Raw genomic sequence first — 21,595 nt, forward strand, 5'->3', positions numbered from 1 at the left:
ATCGACTACGAGCGTAGTGGAATCAAAACGCGAATCGTTGTTCCTTTTCCCACCCGACTATCAATTTCAAACGTGCCACCAAGCGTCTCCGCTCGCTCTCTCATCGTTCGCATACCAAAAGTACTTGTTCCATCCATTTTGTATGGAGAGAATCCTCCCCCTTGATCCTTAATTTCCATTATCACCTGACCATTTTGCTCCTTCAAACTAATATGCACGAGCGGATGTCCTGCATACTTCCTGACGTTATTTAATGCCTCTTGCCCTATCCGAAACAATGCCTCCTCTACAAGGTTCGGAAGTTCTAGTATTGAGTCCACAGAGTTGTTGACAGCAAGCCCCAAAGTTTTGCCGTAACGGAACAAACCAGTTAATAGTCCTTGTTCAAGCCCTACCGGGCGAAGCTGCAAAATAAGTGATCGCATTTCTGTCAGTGCTTCTTGGGTAAGGTCTTTCATATCTTTAAGCGCACGCTGCACGATTTCTGAGGGATTCTCTAACATCGTTTCTAAACCGCCTACGGTAAACTGTAAGGAAAATAACATTTGAGATACGGAGTCATGTAAATCCCGTGCCAAGCGATTACGCTCTTCCCACTTCAACAACTCTACTTGTTGCTGATAGAGGCGGGCATTCTCAAAGGCAAGAGTGATATGGCTGCCAAGTGCTTCGATTACTTCCACTTCAACCTTGTTAAAAGTTCGCCCTTCCGTGAACCCAGCATAGATAACACCAAAAGGTTTATCTCGGAACCATAAGGGGACAGCAACAAAGGAATGCACATTTGCACGATAATTAAGTTCTTCGACATTAGGCTGACTTCGCCATATCTTCGTCTCACCATGCAGAAATGCTTCCCCAGTATGATTCATTTCCTTGAAAGAAAACTGTTTTCGGCGACGGTTAATAGCCCCATCTTCCCATGATGCCCTTCGGGATAACTTCCCATTTTCCTCCATAAAAAATGCCGTATGCTCACACCCCAGATGTTCTCCAATCCACCTACAGACCATCTCGGGAATCTGTTCTGTTATGAGAAGTTTACTAAGGTCTCGGGTAAAATCACCAAGTTGGGAATATAAATTCGCACGCTTCTGTTCGGATTGATATAAATGGTTTCGCTCCAGTGCGATCCCGATGCGGAATGCAATAGACTCCATCAACATCAATTCTTCTGCGGTAAAATGTTCTTTCCCCACTGCTGCTACGTTCAGAATACCAAATTTCCGTGTACCGGCAGTTATTGGTATTGTAGCATGATGCGTAATTCCTTCTATATCCCCATAAGAATAAGGAGTTTTTGGATCGAGACGCTGGCATCGTAGCGCAATGACTGGCTCTTTTAACTCCCCTCTCCAATATTCCTCAAGACACCAGCAAGATCCGGTTGTGAGAGAATTGCAGTTGTTCTTGACTAAAGCCTCAGGCAATTGATAATGGGCTGGACAAGTAAACTGATTAGCAACATCGTCAACCAGAAAAATCCAACCCGCTTGCATTTCAGTCAGTTTGACGATGTCACGTAATGCAGCGTTCAATAACGTCTCCACATCTTTAGATCTATATATGGTCTCGGCAATTGATTTAATGATAATTAGCTCACGAACTCCAAATTGTTTCGTCAATCCATATCCTTCCTTTACAAAACATATTCGCGTGTCCATTGTGATATTATGTCAAAAATCTTTTAACTAGTTTGATACGATAGCGTTAATCTATATAGTTACGAGCCCAACTTCACTTTACGTTCTTAGTTTAAAATTTGATCTCCAAAAATAAAATGATGAATCTGCTTTTATTATATTGGTTCATAGATAGTTAATAAAAACATGATGATTCCCAAATATTATGACCCTACCTTATGAATTCACTGGATCGCTATTAGTTGTAAATGATTTTTTGATTCATGAACTATCAAAGGGTGCCATAAAAATAGGGGCACCCTTTGACTTTGCAAGCCCTAAAATTGAAGTGTGACTTCAATTTTAGATGTGATTTTGTATTGTTTAAACGTCAGACTTTCAAAGTTGTTGACTTCCAATAGTGAACGACATTCTTGTTCTCGAATCTATTCTGTCACTTCTTTAAGAGTAACTTTGATACGAGGTATATAGATACTCGTAGTTGCTTCAAACGCAGAATCTGTTCCGATTAACAGCCAAAGCTCTGCATTTTTATCTGTCTTGACGATGAACGGACGCTGTTCAGTATTAAATGGTTTTAGCTCATACTTATCATTATCTGTTGTCGTTTTCGACAGGTTTCCAATCATGAACGCATCTTTGCCTTCCTCACTTTGATTCCCTTTATCAATATTCATTCTTAAAAATCCAAGCTTCTCTTTAACTGGAATAGGCTCATTCTTAGTTGCCCCTATTTTTACAAATACACTTTCACCGGCCGCTCCGCCTACGCCCATCCCATTCTTTCCTGCATTGGTCGCAATATCGAAATCAAACGTCACACTGTAAGTTGTGTTTGGTTTCAACTGATCCTTTTTATTCAATTTCTTCTTAACGAACATAAACAAATCATCACTACCATTATATCCGCTTAAGTAGAGCCCTTTTTGCTTACTGTTGATCTCTTTAGGTAATGTTTTGAGTGAAGAAGTGAGTTTATAAAAACCTTTATCTTTCTCCGGATAATCTGCAAATCCACCGATCCAACCATCTGTCCCTTTGCTAAAAGCTGATTCAACGATGATACCATCGCCCGTCGAAGCCACAGAGTCTAGATCGATAAGCGTGACAAATGAAGTATTATTCAAAAGCGAAATCTGCTTTTTAGTTAAATCTCCAGCAAATCCATTAATTACACCTTCATAAGTATGCTTTTTGGAAATTTTCCCAATTTCCTTCTCGATCTTTTTATAGTCTTCTTTGTTCAGTGATTTTTCAAAATAAACAATAACCGGAAGCTTTTCTGACACTGAAGCTTTTTCAATCTTTCGAGCCAGCTCATCTGATATTTTGTAAGGAAGAATGCCGACATTCTGGACAGTATTGTATGCTTCAACAGGTTTAGTCAATCCCAATGCTGAAACAGATCCCCCCATTACCAATGTTGTTGCTACCATTAATGCAATTTTCTTCTTATTCATCTTCTTACCTCCTAATAATGTGTGACACATTTCATTTGACGGAAGGGTTTTCCATTCGTTTCATTCTTTTTAAAAAAATATTATCATTTTTAAAAAATTGATTAATCAACATATTTCGCCTCCTCTAACGGATTACAGCACTTCCCCACCTACTCCCAGAACAGTTTCTCTAAACCATAAAGGTGAATGACTAATAACGAAAAAACGGTGGATTTAAAGGAATGTTAACAGATTCTCAAGCCTGCTCAGCTCGATTCTTCAGAAGTGACATCGCTAGATAAACAAATTCACCATAACATTTACATAAAACCATATCGGCATCGTTAAGAGAGCTATGTTTTTGTGCTTTTCTATCTTCACGTTTATTTCACCGGCAGTCGTTGCCAAGAAAAGGGTTTTGTAATGAGCAAAAGACAAACAAGAAAACAAATGTGAAGTAGCCAATACTGCGTTCATAAACAACAAAAAAGTAAGCTCCAGATGGCCGCTATCGTTGTTCTTCACCGAAAAGTACATAACGGCTTAACTCAGCTCATTCTCTTCTTTTGTTATTTAAGTTAGTGCTAATATCAATAACATCAGAATGGTATCTCGTATTCTTTTCTAGTTCATCTTCAAACTCTTTCAAGCGCTGCTGAAGAATTTCCTTACATGCTGAAATTCTCAACGACTCCATCACTTCTATTTCGTAGGACAATGTTCTCCTTAGAATCTCCAGCTGCCTTCTGTTTGCGATCCTAGGATTCAAGCTACTTACCTCCTACCCTATTCGAATAATAGAACAAGCAGGTTTTTTGTTAATGCGAATAAATCAACGCAACAGAACCAATTTGACTGATGACTGCTGCCCTTCTTTGTTTCCTGAAATAGAATCTTATTGCTCTTTTTTTAAACGAACATCTAAAACGAAGTTACCGAATGGAATAAGTGAGGCGATAAAGGCTCCGATCACTTTCAAAATGGACCATCTTTTTTTGAATGCAACATGCGCCAGAGCTAGAATATAAAGTAAAAAAAGCCAACCATGAAGTAATCCAACGACCTTCACAGTAGCTGGTGCATCCAGATAGTACTTCAGCGGCATCGCGATCCCAAGAAGTATCAAATACGAGATGCCCTCTATAAAGCCGATTATTCGAAAACGTCCGATTGCCGTATTGATCATGATGTTTACCAGCCTTTCATTTATTTAGACCATTTGTTAAGTCATAAATTTTGACTAGATAGACTGTGCTGTAAAAAGGAGGGCAATTCGCCCCCCCTTTTCAACTTAACCTGACTACAATTTGACAGCTCTAGCGCCTGATAAATCGGGTCTTCCAGATGCTATAGTTTACAATCTTCGTCCATACAGTTGGGAGCGTGGGTGCCGACTATTGCCAACTCATCCTTGGCAGCCACTTCTTCGAGTACTCGTCGGAAGGTGCCAACATCCTGGGCGCCTTGGACCGCATAGCGTCCATTGAACACCATGGTTGGCACTGCATGGATACCGCGTTCCTGTGCCTGCTTAATTGCAACCTGTACTTGCTCAGTGCCGATGTCCCCAGAGAGTGCTGTACGTACACGATGAGAGTCCATCCCGGCATCTGCCGCGAGTCCAACAAGTGTTTCTAGATCAGCTACATTACCGCCATCAGTGAAATACGTCCGCATGAGTGCCTCATCAACAGTACGCTGGGTATGACGACCATACTCGTGGCCTGCTAACCATACAAGCCGATGCGCAGACAAAGTATTTACCGCAAGAGCACTTTTCATATGAAACTCAAGCCCCTCCTTTGCAGCGACATCGGCAATCCGGGCATGATCGTCTCGAAATTCCTGCCCATATCGCTCCAAATAATAATCGAACAAAGGCTTTGGTTGAGTAGGCATCGATGGATTCAGCTGAAAGGGGATGTAATCAACTTCAACCTGATCTACACCAGGAAACTCGCTCAAAGCTTGCCAGAAACGTGTTTTCGCCACATAGCACCAAGGGCATGCAATATCACTGATGATTTCCACTTTCATCAATTGGATCTCCTCCAGTCCACGAAGATGAGCTAGATATATTACGGGGAGTGACCACAGAATTTTTTTAGGTAGGGTCACCCCGTAATGCTTATCCTCGTTATGAAGAACGATTAGTCTCTTCCAGCTTCAATCAGCTTTTCTGCAATCAAATCCGGTTTGTTATGCACCGTGCTCATATGGTCACCTTCTGTAACAATGAGGCGGTACAAACCTAGATGACTAGACTGTGCTGGATGCCAAGCAAACGGCGCTGGTGGGAGTGCGGTATCTTCTGTTTGGTACACATAGCTCTTCGGAATGTTTTCAAAGCTATAGAATTTTTTCAGATCCAATTTCTCGAACATCGGCCCAGCCGGTTCTTTAGGTGCAACTGCGTAGATCTCTTTTGCCTGCTCCAGCGTGGCTTTGTTTGCGAAGGTCTCACGAAATACAGGGAAAGGCAGAGTGATAGTATTGTCACCCGAAGCGTCACGTAGAGACTCGAAAATTTTCTGAGCATGCTCTGGTACCTGATCCATCATGCTCTCCCCGTCTTTTGGAATAAACGCATCAAGGAAGACCAGACGTTTGATATCATTTGGAACCTGTTCGGTTACTTTAGCAATGATGGTACCGCCAAAGCTATGGCCTACCAGAACAACATCATGGAGATTGTTCTTTTTAATGTAATCAACCACCGATTTTGTGATCTCTTCATGGGTTACTTTGGCATCGAAATTAGCTCCATGGCCTGCATATTCTGGGGTATGCACGGTATGACCCGCTTTGCGAAGGGATTTGGCAGTCTCCTTCCAGTAGCTAGCGTCTGCCCATGCACCATGAATCAGTACAAATGTCATTTTCTGCTTCTTCTGTGTTGCATTCATTTCTTGCGTAACTTCCGCTGAAGACTCAGCTTTTGCAATATTCCCATTATTTAACACAGCATTTACAGAAAATGCCGTACCAAGTGCGAGAGTCAGGGCCAACATCGTGTTCATCTTTTTCATTTTCGTTATGCTCCTTAAAAGTAGTTTTGTACTTGATATGTACAGGCTTCGTGAAATGTTTATCGGTTTCGATGTCCTTATCCTATCATTGGAACGAACCTACTCCATCAGCACATTGAATGAAGTTGGACTACAGAAAAAGGCCAACATAGCTAGTCTCACTCTACGACTTTAGTTGTAGAATAAACATGAATCTTCAAAGGAACTGTATGCTCCGCCCTCATTTCTAAAAATTTCTGGCTTCCTTGTAACAAAAAAGAGACTTCACCGTTAAAATGGTAAAGACTCTTAGAACAAACATAGTTGGGGACTTTGCAAGTTCCTACTTTGTCTAACAAGCAAAATTATGGTTTAACCTTTAAAAAGTTCTTCACCGATAAATCCTCCTTCACTTGCACCGGGTGGGCAAGCAAAAACAGAACTCGATACCGTTGAAAGAAAGGGACTAAGGGCATCAAACTTCGCCAGTAAGGATAACATCGGAACGAACTGTGTATGAACACTTTGCTGAAAACTGATAAAGAAAAGTCCAGCGTTTAGATGACCAGTCATCGGGGCAATGCCTTCGAAATAAGAGTATGACCTTCGCAAAATCTTTGTCCCAACACTACGCGCAAGCCATACATGGGAGTTACGCGGGATTTCTCGCATCGTTACGACATCAAACTCATCTTGTTTTCCTAACGGAGCGCCGCTGTTTTTCAATCGCCCGAATATAGCTTCCTGCTTTATAAGGGATGTTTGCTCCCACTTTTCCATGTCCATACGAACTTTGCGCGCTACCAAGTAAGTGCCGTTGGCCATCCATGCAGGACCTTTCGATGAGTCCACCCATACATGGTTCTTCTTGCTTTTTTCGCTTGCCAACTCAATATTGGCTGTGCCGTCTCTAAAGCCAAACAGATTTCTTGGTGTTTGACCATCGGACCCATCAATAAATCCAATTTGAATCCACCGAAGTACCGCTATCCCACTGGAAACCGCTGCTAATTTGCGAATCACATGAAAAGCGACAGTAGGATCATTCGAACAAACCTGTATACAAATATCGCCTCCCGAATTTTGAGGATTCAACGAATCTCCGGGCATAGATGGAATATCATTCAGCTCATCCGGTCGTTGTGAAGCCAATCCGAATCGGTCTATCCCGTTCCTGATGAATAAAGTCGATCCAAATCCAAACGTAACGGTAAGCTTTGCTGAAGAACTGATTGAACTCTCCCTAACGCTGTTCATTTGCTGCTGACCATTTGTTTCTCTAAGCCCTCTACCTGCTGTCATATCTGCACTATAAGCAGTCCATATTTTAAGTATTTGTTTTAACTTTTCGACTTCTTCGGAAATCATGTCAAAAGCGGCAAAGTACATATACATTTGCTGAGGAGTTCCGATACCCGCTTGCCTTGCTCCATAGAATGGAATTGCGTCCTTGTTCACTTCTTCTGGTTGAGTGTCTTCGGATTCAGGATGAACAAGACCATTAGCTTTAAAGCTGGAGTTAATCGCGAATAAAGAAGCCATTCCGCTCATTCCAACTACGATTCCTGATCCCGCCAAAGCCGCCATTTTTAATACTTCTCTTCGACTATAACTCGATTCGTCACGATTTTCGTTAGTACGTTCATTTTCATGTGTATGCTTCATGTTTAATTCCTCCACCCAAAAAAGACCGATCGATTCCCTGCATTCTTTATCCACTAAAAACGCCCCCGAAAAATTCAGGGGCGTTTTGGATTGAATGTGGGATATGCTCAAGAGTTATCCGTTAACAATTACCCCACCATTTACGTGCAAAATTTGTCCTGACATGTAAGATGCATCATCGGATGCCAAGAATACGTAAGCAGGTGCCACTTCAAATGGTTGACCAGCTCGCTTCATCGGAACATTGTCTCCAAATGTGGTAATCTGCTCTGCAGGTAAGTATGATGGAATTAACGGTGTCCAAATGGTTCCAGGTGCCACACCATTGACCCGGATTCCTTTTTCCGCCAGCGTCAGCGAGAGCGAGCGTGTAAATGAAACAATGGCTCCGTTAGCTGCCGCGACATCAACTGAATCTTTCGCTCCTTGATAGGCATCCACAGATGTCGTATTGATGATGCAGCTTCCTGCATTCATATATGGCAAGGCAGCGTTCGTTAGAATAAACTGCGAAAAAATATTGGTGTGGAATGTATCTGCACGCTGCTTCGATTCCACAGTTAGAATATCGTCCTTCACATACATGACACCGGCATTATTTACGAGAATGTCAATACGGCCGAATTCTTCCACCGTTTGCATGACAGCTTCTATACGAGGCTGCTGATACCCAATATCGCCAGGAATGGTAATGCAACGGCGTCCGTACTTTGTGACGTATTCCTTTGTTTCTTCTGCATCACTGTGTTCATCTAGGTACGAGATTGCAATGTCAGCGCCCTCTTTCGCAAAGGCGACAGCAATAGCTCTCCCAATCCCACTATCCCCACCAGTTATAAGAGCTATTTTGTTCTTCAATTTACCGGATGGTTTGTATTCAGGATTATCAAAAATAGGTCTCGGTGTCATCATTGATTCAAGTCCAGGTTTGTTTTGTTGCTGAATTGGGAAACCCATAAAGTGCACTCCTCTCGGCATTCGCCTACATTATTAGTATAAAAGTCTATTAGACTAACGAATCACGGTTTGTACAATCAACCACACTTTGTTGGATACGATAACAGAGTCATATGCTAAAACACCTCCTTTCAATTTCCTACATGAGCTCGTATCAGTGTTCGTTTTCACGTTTAACGTGCATGAGTAGCCTTCACTTCATTTGGAGAAGCTGTACTTTTCTCCATATAAATCCTAAGTACTGTAATCCCCCAAGTCACAGCCGATAGTAACAGCAGGTTAAGTACAAAGCTCCAAATACCATGTCCGATGTAAATGAGTTGCATAAAACCAGGAATTCCCGAAGGCAAACAGCTTCCAAGATGCTGGTAGATTGGCGTTAACATAGAGGAAGGAACGATGGTTCCACCTGTCATGATCATTAGTGGAATGGGCAGCAAGTTGAAAAAAGGCGCACTATGACCGAAAAGCGTAAGACCCATTTGAGTTACACAAATACCGCTTAAGAAGACGAAACATTCAAACATCCACATTTTCCAAAATGGTGCCGCTGGTTCAACAAAGAGATAAATCACTGCACTTAGAAAAAGCGAAGCTAAAATGGAAATGAGCAGTAACAGAAACTGACGACTCCAAAATAAATCCCATTTTCCATACGTACTTTTCAGCATAAGCGACGAGATTCTCAAATGGATATTCATCGTCATCATGGCAATATACGGGGTGAAACCAAGCAATATTGGTACCATAGTTACAGCAAAGTTGCCTTGTTGATGAGTTTTAATAATTTCAGCCTGTATAGGTTGACGATTTGCATTGCCGTCTACTGATTTTGATATTCCCTCCGTTATTTTTCCTGCTGCTCTTTCTACCGCTGCATGTGCAACTTCCGAGGTACCAGTGTTAATATAGTAGATTAACTTGGCTTGACCAGCTTGGAGATCGTGTGCAAATTTCGAGGGAATAACCACAACCATCGAATAGTCTCCCTGTTCCATTCGCTTATTCGCTTCTTCCACACTACTTAACGTGTCCGAATGAAAAGGAACCCAACGTATCATTTTATCCTGAATGATTTCTCCAGCTGTTCCATCCTGATTGACGATAGCGATTTGAAGTTCACCAATACGTTGCGTCGCATTATGGTAGCCAGTCATCCATGCTACGGTAAAAACAAGCGGGATAAAAAAAGCAAGCGCAATACCGATCCGAGTCGCCGAAATACTCAATAAATGCTTAATCACTTGTGTCATTGATCGATATCTCCTTTTTTATAAAAATTGAGTGGAAACAATAGTAACCTAAATGTAGTCGCCGTAGGCATCATCAAGATTCCCCATAACATACGATTCATAAAAACTACCTCTCTTAATTGACTTGCTTCTATGTCCTTATCTTAACAATGGATCAAACTTCTCCCATCGGTATATCGATTGAACTTCCCCTACAAAAAAAGACCAACGGATGTTGGTCTTTTCTACAACTTTAGTTGTAGCTCTATCTTGTATTTCTCCCCAAATGAGTCAGTGAAAAAAGGTAACGAGATTAGCTTTCGCAGTATTAATCCGACAGCTTCTTTATTATCCTCCCCGAGCGCAAGGAAGTCGCATAACCTTCTTTACACCACGTTGACTTGTTTATCATGCGTTCTTCCTCTAAAGATGAAGTAGTCTCAGGATTTATAAACGGAAACGATATCCCTTGTCTTTTCACCGAGTGAAAATGCGTAGGCTCATGATATACCCCATATATGGTCTGTAAAAGCCTATCGGGTTGAATGTCCTTAAACAAATAGCTGTTTGCCCCCGCCTGTATTGCAGCTAACTTCTTGTCTTGATCAGAAAAGGAAGTTAAGATGATAACTTTCGTGTTGGGATGCTTACTCCGAATTTGTCTGGTTGCCTCAATCCCTGTCATGCCCGGCATAATTAGATCCATCAGCACAACATCTGGTCTCAGCTCTCCGATTTTCTCAACAGCTTCTTCCCCACATGTAGCCTCGCCCACAAGCTCGATATTAGGCTGTGTTTGAAGATAATATTGCAATCCCTGAATAACACAGACATGATCATCAACAATCATTACTTTAATACTCATGTTTCATTTCCCTCCTTTCAATTTGAATTTCTTTCTTCAGAAACGATGCAACAGCAAATTCATAATAGAAAGCGAACCTTCTCTCTTTCGCACAGAAACTTGTTCCAGACACCTTCCTCGATGAACATAATCTTTAACGTCCCCCTCCTGTCATTTATCTAATTACCCTTACATTGATAATCCTATCATTGCAGTGAATTGACTCCATCGTCACATCGGATGAACATAAGCTACAAAAAAAGACCAATCTTTGTTGGCCTTTTTTTACGACTTAAGTCGTAATTTGCTATAGGGGGCTCCCAAACATCGTTTTCACTAGGATAAAGCGTCATTTTGGGGGTTCATATTTCACGTCATATATTTCCTCTCCTACAACTTAAGGTGCAGATCAAAACCAGCATCTGCTGGTCTTTTTTTGTAGCCCATACTCATTCAATGTGCCGATGGATGAAATGCATTCCACTGATAACATTGGGAGAAAGATACGTGACATGTTTTGCATATGATGTAAATTACAAATGTATAGAAAGGATTATTCTTATAATGAATCTTACAGTATCTCTAAAAGCTATCACTTGGTTTAAAGAGGATTGGGGATGCCAGATGGGCGACAGTATCCGATTTTTTGTTCGTTACGGTGGCGCCAGCACGGTACAAGACTCGTTTTCTATGGGAATTGCAAAAGAGCACCCAAATAATATGGGACTTACAACAGTAGTTAGTGGGATTACCTTCTATATGGAGCAGGATGAATTATGGTATATAAATGGCAAAGATCTTCTAGTAGACTATGTGCCTGCCACAGATGAAGTTGTTTTTAAACTCGAATAAAAAAGATAATATCGTTATTGTTGTTCATTGAAAATAATGTTGGAACCGCGTTAACAATGTTATTACGAGAGTGAGAGCAACGGTTGACTCAATACCGATAAATTCCCGGGTAACTCTTACCGGAACCACTCCTTCATTAGTTCGAGTTGATGATGCTTTTGTTTATCCTTCACTCCTGATAATCCAGCGGATTGATCACTAGGTCAAGTTCCGACAACAGTTCAAGAAACTGAATGGCTTTCTTTCTTCATTCATTCGAAACCGGATCTGCATGATCAATTGCTAAGTGTGTGGATAAGTCCTCGACCGATTAGTATTTGTCAGCTCCACGCGTTACCTCGCTTCCTCATCGAACCTATCAACCTCATCGTCTATGAGAGGGCTTCACGCTTAGATGCTTTCAGCGCTTATCCCGTCCGCACATAGCTATCCAGCTATGCCACTGGCGTGACAGCTGGTGCACAAGCGGCGCCCTCTCGTAATAAGGACAGCTCTCCTCAAACTTCCAACGCCCACGACAATAGGGCCCAAACTGTCTCACGACGTTCTGAACCCAGCTCGCGTTCTGCTTTAAAGGCGAACAGCTCAACCCTTGGTCCTACTTCATCCCTAGGATGCAATATGCCGACATCGAGGTGCCAAACCTCCCTCGATTTAAATCCTGCTTAGAGTCAGTCCATACTCGATACTGGAAATTGCCAGCCAGAGTTTGTAACGAAAAAGTCTCCCTGTAATGAATTACGCATGCGTCATATCACATTATCGTCAACGCCAACTTTATCCCTTTTCGGATTTCGTACGCCAACTTTTTTTCCACCCTTTTTCCTTTCGTCTAATACCTTATTACTTTTCTTTTCATCTTCTTGATTTTGATATACATGAGAACCTCCTTTTAACAAAGACATTAAATATTGCTTTTTTTCGTCACTTTCTTCTAACTGTGCTTCCCCTTCACGTGCCTCCATGATCATGGCTAAACACCGATCAATCGTGTGCGCATATAACATAAAATCATCAATTGCTAATTGACGCTTCCCTAGCTTCAACTGAATTTCAAGTGTCTTTAACAACCAGTCTTTAAGAATGCCTACACACCCAATTGATCTTTGATAAAATTCTTCAGAATAACTTATCAGATCTGGTTCTTCCTCTAAGGGTAACAGTTTTTGAAAAGTCCAAAGAATATTGACGAACTTTTCCATGTCCCCTTCCTTCTCCATTCGATAACGAGGAAGATGTACATCGTCACTTCTACGTGACAATTGGGCACTTAAATTTCGAAATGCAAGAATTTCATATGATCCAATTAAAACAATGGGTATATTCGATTCTGACGCAAATGACTTAATGACATCCATTTGGTTTAAAAGTTTTCGGCCACTGGTTATTTTGGCAATGTGCTGTGCTTCATCTATGAGAAAAGCTTTCGTCTCTCTGTACTTTAATGTACTCGCCAATGCTTTTCGATATTTTCTAGTAGGGTCATCCCTTCTCAATGCCGATACCAATCTGTTAGAGAAGAGCGAATCGTAATCCACTTTATAGTCGATTGCAGGTTCATAAAATGCATCGAGTGATTGTAAATAAAAATCCTTCCAATTAAAATTTCCGTTCTCAGGTGCAACTGCTTCAACGCCCATAATAGGAATAATTCCCCGGTTTTTTTCTATCTCAGAGCGAAATTCTTGTATAATTTTATTTCTAATTTTTAAAAATAACGTCGATTTACCTGAGCCACTTGGTCCATAGACAAAGAATATGGATTGGTTCCCCGGATTAAGAAGATTATTGGTCAACTTGTTAAATGCCTCTATTAATAACGGATGAGCAACCGTATATTTTTTGAAATACTGAATCCTATCTTCAATAGGTTGCTCTAGAAGCTGAACTGGGAAAGATCGATTACTTGTTTCCATTACACCTATAGCTCCTCGTAAATTTCAAATTTGGGTATAGGATTCTTATTTGAATTAGAAATATCATTTTTTTGTTTTGTGTTGTCAACAATAAGTGACATCTGAGCATCGTTTTCTGTTTTTAATCGTTCTTTACTATCTGTCTCTATATACTGTCTGCCTCCTTCTAATACAGTGAAGGTCTCCTTCATTTCTGAATCACGTAACCTTTGAAGTAGCAATAATTCCTGGGCTTCAGCTGAACGCAGAAATCGAGCTAATTTAACTGCAGTAATTGTGGTTTCTTGTCCGTGTATTTTCATTCTCCGTTTTAATTCCTCTGTAGCCACTTGTATTTCTCGTAATGTTCGATTATTAAAATCCGAAAAATATTGAGAGTGTATTCGAACCCACTGCTTTTTGATGTAAGCAAAAGCGTCACCCATATTGTACGGGTCAAACCGGACAGGTACTTGCTTATTTTCGATCTCAGGATTTTTAAGTAACTCCGACCAATAATACAGCCCGTTAATCTTTAATCCACGCCCAGGGTCCAGCTTAGCTGTTCCCTTTTTAGTTGAGGGCATTGTCATCATACGGAAGGTTTCAGAATAAGGGACATAGGTAAATTCTCTATTTCCTGATTCAGCTAGTCCGCGTACATACGCATCCCTGGGGCTTTCCCCCAAAGTAGGGTGGTCAATCGTGTCATAAACTTGATACGCCCATGTACGAAGTAATTCTAAAAACTTCCCGAACGTCCATACAGCTTGGTTTCTTGGATTAACCTCAGGTGTAACTTGGCGTACGTTTTTCATTATTTGGGTGTTCCCTAATAAATTTTGCACAAAAGTGGTGTTAGCAGTACCAAACAATCGTTCGATTACAGATCCGTACTTTGGCTTTCCCGTTCTCTCTTTTTTATGTATCTTATTCATAGCTAAAAGCGTTTCGAAGTATGTGCTACCAAATTCGCGACCACCGTCAACAACTACCCATTTGGGCAATCTACTGTGTAGTCTCACGCATTCACGAAACACCATCATACAAGATCGGCTACTTGGGTCTTCGAATGACAAATGAACAGCGTACAATCGTCTGCAAAATGCATCTACTAAAAATGTTACCCACGGACGTCCCAAATTTCGCTTGGTTCTGGAACAGACTAATTCAATATCCAATTGAGTATGGTCAATATGACAAATTTCAAATGGCATCTGCCCGTGTTTAGGCGTACGCAGTTCAAGTTCCAAATAACGTGGCTCACTATCGTATGCAGCTTTCTTCCCCTTCCGTTTTAACTCCTGCTCATGAGTTGACCTTTTGTTAATTTGCAGGGTGAATGTTTTAAAACTAGGCCATACGAGTCCTTCTCTTTGACACTCTTCGACCAACTTTCTCCAAACGGAACTAGCTCCTTCTTGCTTAATGTTCTCGTAGTGATTTGTAATGAACCAACTCATTTTCTCATGAGTTTCGGTTGGTAGCCTAGAGCGCCGGTCCCCCTTGCTTTTATGACTGGGTAATAGCCCAACATAACCATTTCCATATAAGCTTTCTGCTCGCCGATATTTAGACAAATAGTGGCGAACCGTTCTTTCAGATATATTTTGACATTTCTGATTCATACCCTCAATAACGGGCTGAATAATCAGAAAACGACGGTTAGCTTCTTTCAGATCCTCTTCAGAAGCAGCGCTCAGGAATTTTCCAATCTCCTCAAACTTGCCCTTTTGTGATAAACCTGTGATTTTTCCTTCTTTCATTAAATATTTCCAAGATTCGAGTGGTAACTCTATTAATTCATTATTTTCTCCAAGAATAGCAATGTTATGTTCACCAACATTGATGATTGTATATGCCCTGCCATCCCATTGAATTTTACTCCCAGGCGATATCGTAACATTTTCGGGTTGGATACCTTTTTCATGATTCGTAGATTCGTACAAATAGGCATAAGCTTTTGCAGTCTGCTCATTTGTATAAAATCTGACCTTATCCATATCTCTAAAAACACTCTTATTGAGGTCCACGTAAAGATGATTCTGTGCGATCATCTTGTAAATATCATCTGAAGAATAACCATCTTGTTTCTCAATCAATTCTGCTAAAGTTATCCCTGGATGGTCAGCCACCAAGGAAAAAATGCATTTATAGGCAGATTCATTAATAGTAGGAGCGTCTTCTAATAAATAATCTTCTAGAAATCGCAAGTTGTTTTGGAATATCCAATCTATTTCATTTGAAGAACGTACCCGAAAGTTTAATCCGAACTCTTCTGCGTACGCTTGTGCAGGAGGGCAATACCACGTTCCATCTTCTCCCCGATAATAACGGTTAGATTTTACAGATAATTTGATTAACTCCTCTTCTGTCTTCCATTCTTCCCATCCGATAAATGATTCACTAATGACAAAGAAATCAGGTGTATATAGATGGCCTCGATTTGAACCATTCGATTGATACCGAATAGGAAACGAAGGAGGCTGATCATAATACTCCAAGACGTCCTTATCATGTTCCTTTTGGTAAATACTTGGGAGTTCCAAAGTATGACTCTCAAATTGAATTGTGACCCCCATTTTTTTGCTAGAATAAAATCCAGCGATATTCTTCCCCGTACTTTTCGTTTTTCTTGAGGGTTCTGAGGTTCTTATCTTTTCAATGACTTTTATCGCAGGAGAACTTAATTGCATCCTTTGACAAAACATGCGAAATTCCTCATTGGTCAAGGGTATTTACCTCCCCAGCATATTCTTCTCGTAACCATATTCTCCAGAAATACCCTCTATCCTTCTAAATGTAGATAATTCTACCGAGAATAACCCAATATTTTGTATCGACTAAAGGCTGTTCCTCCTTAATTGGTAATACTTCATTCGAACTTCTTTTTCTTTTAAAATGGCTGGACGTTTCATTACCTGTTCAATCCTACGAACAGATGGTATGTTCCCTTCATCAAGAATCTGATAAAACGCTCCCTGGACATGTGAGTTAAGGATACTCCTTCTCTTATTCCGACACTTCTGTTTGTAAGATTTGTTCATGGAGGATTGTACTTTGCAAAGTTTTCCGCAGTATTTGTAAAGCGTCTTTTTATTGCAATTTAATCGATTCGCCATTTGAACTACAGATATTGGTTCATTCTTCTTGCCTACAAATTGACGCACAGTCATTCTTAACTTATGACTGGGGACAAGTGTTAAACAATGATTCTCTTTTATTTTCCTCCTCAACGGAATCGTACAGTGATTTCCGAAATGTAGTTTACTAGAATAAAAATCGATAACCGTAATACCAAAAATGTTGCATATTCTTATCACATCATCTAACGAAGGCAAATTCTTTCCCCTGTACCATCCCCAAAAAGTTGATTTTGGTACAGATATTTTTCTTGCAAACTCTGCTTGGTTAAAGTTCGTATATTTACCTACTAATGAAGTTAAGGTGCTTTTAATTCCTTCTCTTTTGACAAAGCTGTTGCTTGCAGTTGAAATTAGTTGCTCAACATGTTTTGTTTTTGCGAGCTCCCATTCATCTACATCCTGTTGAAAATCAAGACTACCTAGCCATGAATAGCAATGTACACAATAACCGGGCGTACTTCTTCTCTCTAGGATTAACTGCGTTCTTTTACAATGTTGGCATTCGTTCCGAAGAAAAACATGGTGTTTTGAGCAAACTTTTACTGATTGTATAAGCCAGAGCAATGGATCATATACATCACCTGTGTTGTCCTTCATCTCCTGATAACACATCGGACACCAAAATTTTTCTCGTTTCAATAATCCTCTGTTCGGTAAAACATGCTCAAATCGTAATAAAGTTAGTTCACGTAATTCTAGGTTGCCTGTTAGATTACCTAGCATTTCTATAAACTCTACAGCTATACTTGTTATCCCATTTATTGAATGAGCCCAGTCGTAAAAACCGTTTCCCCCTTCAACAATAATATGATTGGTGTAATCTTTATTGAGAATTGGGAACAGGATGTTGGAAAATAAATCTCCTGTTTTTATGCAATGCGCCTGTGCTAAACGTGTAATATAACTCGTCAGAGATTCCATAGCCGCTGTACCCAAACCAAGCGGTTTAAGACAGTAAAGAGAACTGTGTGAAACCATTTTTTGATTATCTTGGTTTATAAAGGGGTAAACCTTTAATTCGGTCTTCTCTCTCATATCCATATGCTCACCCTTTCTCACTTCGAACCATATCCTATGGAAACGTAATAACAGAATGATCACTCATTCACAATATAGCCAAATCCGATAATTTTATAACAAAATATCATAAATGAAATATTCATGTCCCCTATACGATGTGAAATGATCAATTTTCCATGTTAATGTAAGTAGCACAACAAACACCGTTCTTCTCTAGAACGGTGTTTAATTACGGTCAATATGTAAAGTGTTCAGAGTTAGTGTGGTCATTGGATTACAGTATACAAAAGTAGATATAACCAGCAAAAAACTGTGAACAGCTTCTCTTGAAGTTGTCCCATTTCTTCGATAACGGGTTAGCGATACATTTATAAACAATGCACGGCATCTTCCTCAAAAAGAGTATCTTCCTTTTGATGTAATATATCCCTAACACCGGATGACTCCTTCTGTTATCTCATTTGAATTAGAATGTTAATCTTGTGTGTGAGGTCCTCTTTTCCTAACTACTCCCAGTTCATTACATAATTCAATAAGTAATTGTCTATTTGTATTTTTCCAAAAATAGGATTTGACTCCTAGTTCTTCTTCAACATTTTTCTGTGAGGGGTAAATCCCCCTATTATTTAATTGAATAATCGCCATTTTCATTTCATTCCTTTTATTAAGCCTTTCTCTATTAAGATAACTCCGATAATTCTCTACTATCATTTCAGTTTCTATTGGTAGCTTTTTTCGTAATGTTTCTGGTTTTTTATATCCAAGTGATTTAGCCAGTTGGGATAAAGAAGGCGGTAGGCTATTATTGTCATTTATGATTCTTAAAATTGTTTCACGTAGTTCCCCTAAGTCATTTTTGGGCTTTGTTTTATATTGCTCAACATTATAGATAAAATCTGGGATTGGTTTGATTTCTTTATCGATTTCAAATTCCCTTAACAAAAATTTCTTTAAAGGAGTACTAGTCATATAACACAGTTTCAGTAGAGAGTGTAAACTTGCTCTAAAACGCCCCTTTTGCCAGTGGTAATATAATCGATTAGGAATACCGCACATACCTAGAAATTTCGTTATTTCATATTTTTCTGTAATCAGCTTGAAGAACTCATTAATATTATCCTGATAGTCGATCCAATTAGTATTAATCAGTTCTCTTTCATGGTTATTTAATAATAATATATCTTCAATATTTTTGATTACCCACCGCTGCCAATATAAGTGTTGAGTAGAAAGGTCTTCATTAGAACTATTTATACTATAACCAAGCCAGAAGCCACATTTATAGCAATACCCCATTACCCTTCTTCTCGAAAGATGATACTGATCTGTTTTACAAGCGGGGCAACTACAAATTAGTTTACAACTATGTTTTGGGCAAATCTCCACAACATTAAAAACCCACAATAGCTGTTCATATATTGGTAAGTTATTGTCTCTAGCTTCTTGAAAACAACACGGGCACCAATATTTTTTGAATCGCACTTCATAGTTAGATAAAAAGCAACTAAAATCTATCAATGTAAGATAGCTGAGGTTATCAATTGTTGTTAAATCCGTCAAAGCACTTACTAATTCCTTAGAACTTTGGTGAAAGTTATTAAATGTGCAGGATCTTTGAGGTGTAAACCCATCTCTGGGAAAACTCTCTTTACTTAGATAAGGAAAAATTATCTTAGTAAAAAAAACACCTGTTGTTACACAATGTGCAGTACTTAATCTAGATACATAGCTTGTCAAACTTTCAACGTGTATGGAGCCAATTCCAATAGGGGGTAGGTTGTAAAGAATGCTCCTTGGTGAGATTTCTTGTAACAGATTAAGCATTTCGTCTTCATATTCATACATCATATTTCTAGTCCTACTCTCAATCGATATGTAAATACGTTTTTTCCGTATTCCCCCATACTTAAAACTAATTCATCAGAAGATACTCGATAGAGGACAGTTCTCTTTGCTTCATGCAAGTAATTCCAGTGTAATTTATTCTTTTACTATTGAGCATATCCTTCCAAATTCTACTAAATATAACGTTTTTCTACCGTATTGCTCAATAATAAGATCAGTGTAAAGTACGTTATACCCTGTTATACCGATCTCTTTCTTGTTGTGAAAAATACTTCTTAAATCGATGACTAATTTCCCCATTTTTCTCTGCTTCTATAAAATCTTTGAACAGTCTTTCGTATAATAGAGTCCTTTTATCCACCCGTTGAGGTATTGGAAAAAAACCAATCCAAGGAGCGTGATACCTTCTATGCCAGCAAGTTTGATCGATGTATTTGGAGAAACATTCACCTTTTATACTTAAAAAGTAGGTGTTGAGGACAACAACAATTTCACCATTAATGTCTATCCTTTTGATACAAAAATCTCTTGCATTCACAAGTGAAGCATTTTCTAATAAACATCGTTTTCCATACCAAACTGAATAAAAAACATAGTCATCATACTTGATACTATAGTCACCTATTTGTTCAATTAAGATTGGCTTACAAACTTTTGCAAGAACATAGTACATATTATCGCTCCAAATTTTATACTCAGTATCCATCTTTTCCAAAAGGAGCGAATTTATATTGCAATATTATAGGATTTTAGAAAGCCTTACTATATGCATGTTCTTCCAAAAATAGAAAATCATTTCTGAAAATAAAACAGCCTCATCATCTGTGAGGCGGGGACGGTCGGAGAGGAGGTCGTCGCTTATTATCGGCGTCGAGCTCAAGACGGGATCGGTCTAATTATCACGAAAGGCATTACGCCGTCGCCACGAGGAAAGAGTACATTAGGAGAGTCTCTAAATGTTTATTCCACTATTGGGACTTTTGGGATTAAGCAAAACTGCTCGTTAGTTCAATAAAATGAGCAGGCTTCGGTAGCCTGCTCAACAATAAGAGGTATGCGACCATCAGGAACTTTACCAGTATGAGGACATAGATATCTTATGTCTGGCCTATGTCTTCATCGCCAATTACTTCATGCTACAATGAATCTTTGAATGCTTATAACTTTATCATCATAAAATTTAGCTTATATAGATTCAAGCGCCCTACTGTATAAATCAATATCCATAGCAGGTACCGTTCCTAAATTTTGCAGTTGCGTGAATAATTTAATAAAGAAAAAAATCAACGCTTCTTCGCCTGAGCTTGTTTCAATTGTTCCATCCGGCTTCATTATGAATGAGCCACTATTTAATACACAACCGATGTTAAGTTTCTGCTCTGGTTTAAGTACCCCTATCGCCTCACCAAATGGTTTTTCGAACGGCTGATTCCAGTCTGAAGATGTAGTAATAAGCCCAGCTACAATCTCGAAGAGGGGTCTTGGCGGATAAGTACCTCCTGCATGAACGATCGACACAGATGTACGTTGAAGAGCGCGAACCGATTCCGCTTTCGTTGCTGCATATTCTAAGTTCGCCTTATTCAATGCCTGCTTCACTTCGAAAATCGCATATACACTCTCTGCTGGGATATACTTTACACCATCTTGACAAAACACAAATGGCGAGTATTGATTATCGTAAATCACCAGATCAATTTGGTCACTCCTGTTCCCCGTATAGTCGACAATAAAGGCCTGGTCTACACAGTAACGATTCGGCAAGTAAGTTCTTAACCAGTCGATCCAATTCAACTCTGTTGCATTACCCTTGGTTCCAGGATGTGTGACGTGTTTTCGTATTGTATTCAACTTGTATAACATTTCTTGCTGCATTCCTAAAAAAAGCTCCTTCATGTTTACATTATTACTCAAATTTACTCCTCCTAAAAATTGGCGTATTCCAATGATTTGCCGAACTTTTCTTAAGAATCACTTTAGTATATATAGCCTCAAATTTCGATATACTATTATATTTTTGCTCTTTCCCAACTAACGCAATCGTAATCA

General features: G+C 39.6%; 17 protein-coding genes, 2 pseudogenes and 2 other annotated features. Of the genes and pseudogenes, 3 read left to right on the forward strand and 16 right to left on the reverse strand.

Features of this window, described 5'->3' with window-relative positions; all coding sequences use genetic code 11:
- Positions 1–5: 5 nt before the first annotated feature.
- The 10 genes from HP567_RS28875 to HP567_RS28920 all read right to left on the reverse strand — a co-directional run bounded on the left by HP567_RS28875 (position 6) and on the right by HP567_RS28920 (position 10,809).
- Positions 6–1,625 (reverse strand): GAF domain-containing sensor histidine kinase, encoded by a 1,620-nt coding sequence (locus HP567_RS28875; protein ID WP_173611064.1) that lies wholly within the window; start codon positions 1,623–1,625, stop codon positions 6–8.
- Positions 1,626–2,068: 443 nt separating this feature from the next.
- A complete protein-coding gene (locus HP567_RS28880; protein WP_173611063.1) occupies positions 2,069–3,103 on the reverse strand; it encodes a protease inhibitor I9 family protein in 1,035 nt (344 codons plus the stop codon).
- Between the two features lie 532 nt (positions 3,104–3,635).
- The gene (locus HP567_RS28885; protein ID WP_173611062.1) at positions 3,636–3,851 is read right to left on the reverse strand and encodes a hypothetical protein; all 216 of its coding nucleotides are present in this window, start codon (positions 3,849–3,851) and stop codon (positions 3,636–3,638) included.
- Positions 3,852–3,977: 126 nt separating this feature from the next.
- Complete coding sequence (locus tag HP567_RS28890) at positions 3,978–4,268, reverse strand: DUF3817 domain-containing protein (protein ID WP_173611061.1); 291 nt, start codon at positions 4,266–4,268, stop codon at positions 3,978–3,980.
- Between the two features lie 161 nt (positions 4,269–4,429).
- A complete protein-coding gene (locus tag HP567_RS28895) occupies positions 4,430–5,119 on the reverse strand; it encodes a DsbA family oxidoreductase (protein WP_173611060.1) in 690 nt (229 codons plus the stop codon).
- A gap of 113 nt (positions 5,120–5,232) precedes the next feature.
- Complete coding sequence (locus HP567_RS28900; protein ID WP_229088183.1) at positions 5,233–6,111, reverse strand: alpha/beta hydrolase; 879 nt, start codon at positions 6,109–6,111, stop codon at positions 5,233–5,235.
- A gap of 351 nt (positions 6,112–6,462) precedes the next feature.
- Positions 6,463–7,755, reverse strand: a complete 1,293-nt coding sequence (locus HP567_RS28905; RefSeq protein WP_173611059.1) for a Dyp-type peroxidase — start codon at positions 7,753–7,755, stop codon at positions 6,463–6,465.
- Positions 7,756–7,869: 114 nt separating this feature from the next.
- Positions 7,870–8,712 carry an SDR family oxidoreductase gene (locus tag HP567_RS28910; RefSeq protein WP_173611058.1) on the reverse strand — a complete coding sequence of 281 codons (843 nt, stop codon included), beginning with the start codon at positions 8,710–8,712 and terminating at the stop codon, positions 7,870–7,872.
- Between the two features lie 173 nt (positions 8,713–8,885).
- Positions 8,886–9,965: a YhgE/Pip domain-containing protein gene (locus HP567_RS28915; RefSeq protein ID WP_173611057.1), complete on the reverse strand. Its 1,080-nt coding sequence runs from the start codon at positions 9,963–9,965 to the stop codon at positions 8,886–8,888.
- Positions 9,966–10,272: 307 nt separating this feature from the next.
- Complete coding sequence (locus tag HP567_RS28920) at positions 10,273–10,809, reverse strand: response regulator (protein WP_173611056.1); 537 nt, start codon at positions 10,807–10,809, stop codon at positions 10,273–10,275.
- 486 nt (positions 10,810–11,295) lie between these two features.
- Between HP567_RS28920 and HP567_RS28925 the strand changes: the two genes are divergently transcribed.
- Both HP567_RS28925 and HP567_RS28930 read left to right on the forward strand, forming a co-directional pair.
- Complete coding sequence (locus tag HP567_RS28925) at positions 11,296–11,640, forward strand: HesB/YadR/YfhF family protein (RefSeq protein ID WP_370648061.1); 345 nt, start codon at positions 11,296–11,298, stop codon at positions 11,638–11,640.
- A 43-nt stretch (positions 11,641–11,683) separates the two neighbouring features.
- A pseudogene (locus tag HP567_RS28930) lies at positions 11,684–11,826 on the forward strand (exosporium leader peptide); the annotation flags it as partial.
- A gap of 116 nt (positions 11,827–11,942) precedes the next feature.
- Positions 11,943–12,151, reverse strand: a sequence feature (23S ribosomal RNA rRNA prediction is too short).
- Between the two features lie 18 nt (positions 12,152–12,169).
- Positions 12,170–12,317: a sequence feature (23S ribosomal RNA rRNA prediction is too short), on the reverse strand.
- Between the two features lie 72 nt (positions 12,318–12,389).
- Here the strand turns inward: HP567_RS28930 and HP567_RS28935 are convergent.
- The 5 genes from HP567_RS28935 to HP567_RS28955 form a co-directional block, all read right to left on the reverse strand.
- Positions 12,390–13,556 carry an AAA family ATPase gene (locus tag HP567_RS28935; RefSeq protein ID WP_173611055.1) on the reverse strand — a complete coding sequence of 389 codons (1,167 nt, stop codon included), beginning with the start codon at positions 13,554–13,556 and terminating at the stop codon, positions 12,390–12,392.
- A gap of 5 nt (positions 13,557–13,561) precedes the next feature.
- Positions 13,562–16,267 (reverse strand): TnsA endonuclease N-terminal domain-containing protein, encoded by a 2,706-nt coding sequence (locus HP567_RS28940; RefSeq protein ID WP_173611054.1) that lies wholly within the window; start codon positions 16,265–16,267, stop codon positions 13,562–13,564.
- A 111-nt stretch (positions 16,268–16,378) separates the two neighbouring features.
- Positions 16,379–17,740, reverse strand: a complete 1,362-nt coding sequence (locus HP567_RS28945; RefSeq protein ID WP_173611053.1) for a helix-turn-helix domain-containing protein — start codon at positions 17,738–17,740, stop codon at positions 16,379–16,381.
- 435 nt (positions 17,741–18,175) lie between these two features.
- Positions 18,176–19,549: a TniQ family protein gene (locus tag HP567_RS28950; protein ID WP_173611052.1), complete on the reverse strand. Its 1,374-nt coding sequence runs from the start codon at positions 19,547–19,549 to the stop codon at positions 18,176–18,178.
- 226 nt (positions 19,550–19,775) lie between these two features.
- Positions 19,776–20,219, reverse strand: a complete 444-nt coding sequence (locus HP567_RS28955; RefSeq protein ID WP_173611051.1) for a hypothetical protein — start codon at positions 20,217–20,219, stop codon at positions 19,776–19,778.
- A 153-nt stretch (positions 20,220–20,372) separates the two neighbouring features.
- On the opposite strand from HP567_RS28955, the pseudogene HP567_RS30090 reads away from it, so the two are divergent.
- Positions 20,373–20,492 (forward strand): annotated as a pseudogene (locus HP567_RS30090) (alkene reductase); the annotation flags it as partial.
- A gap of 239 nt (positions 20,493–20,731) precedes the next feature.
- On the opposite strand, the gene HP567_RS28960 reads toward HP567_RS30090, so the two are convergent.
- Entirely contained in the window at positions 20,732–21,460 is a 729-nt protein-coding gene (locus tag HP567_RS28960) for a DUF6602 domain-containing protein (protein ID WP_173611050.1), read from the reverse strand.
- Between the last annotated feature and the right edge of the window lie 135 nt (positions 21,461–21,595).

Origin of the sequence: Brevibacillus sp. M2.1A (assembly GCF_013284355.2) — a bacterium.
GTDB lineage: Bacteria > Bacillota > Bacilli > Brevibacillales > Brevibacillaceae > Brevibacillus.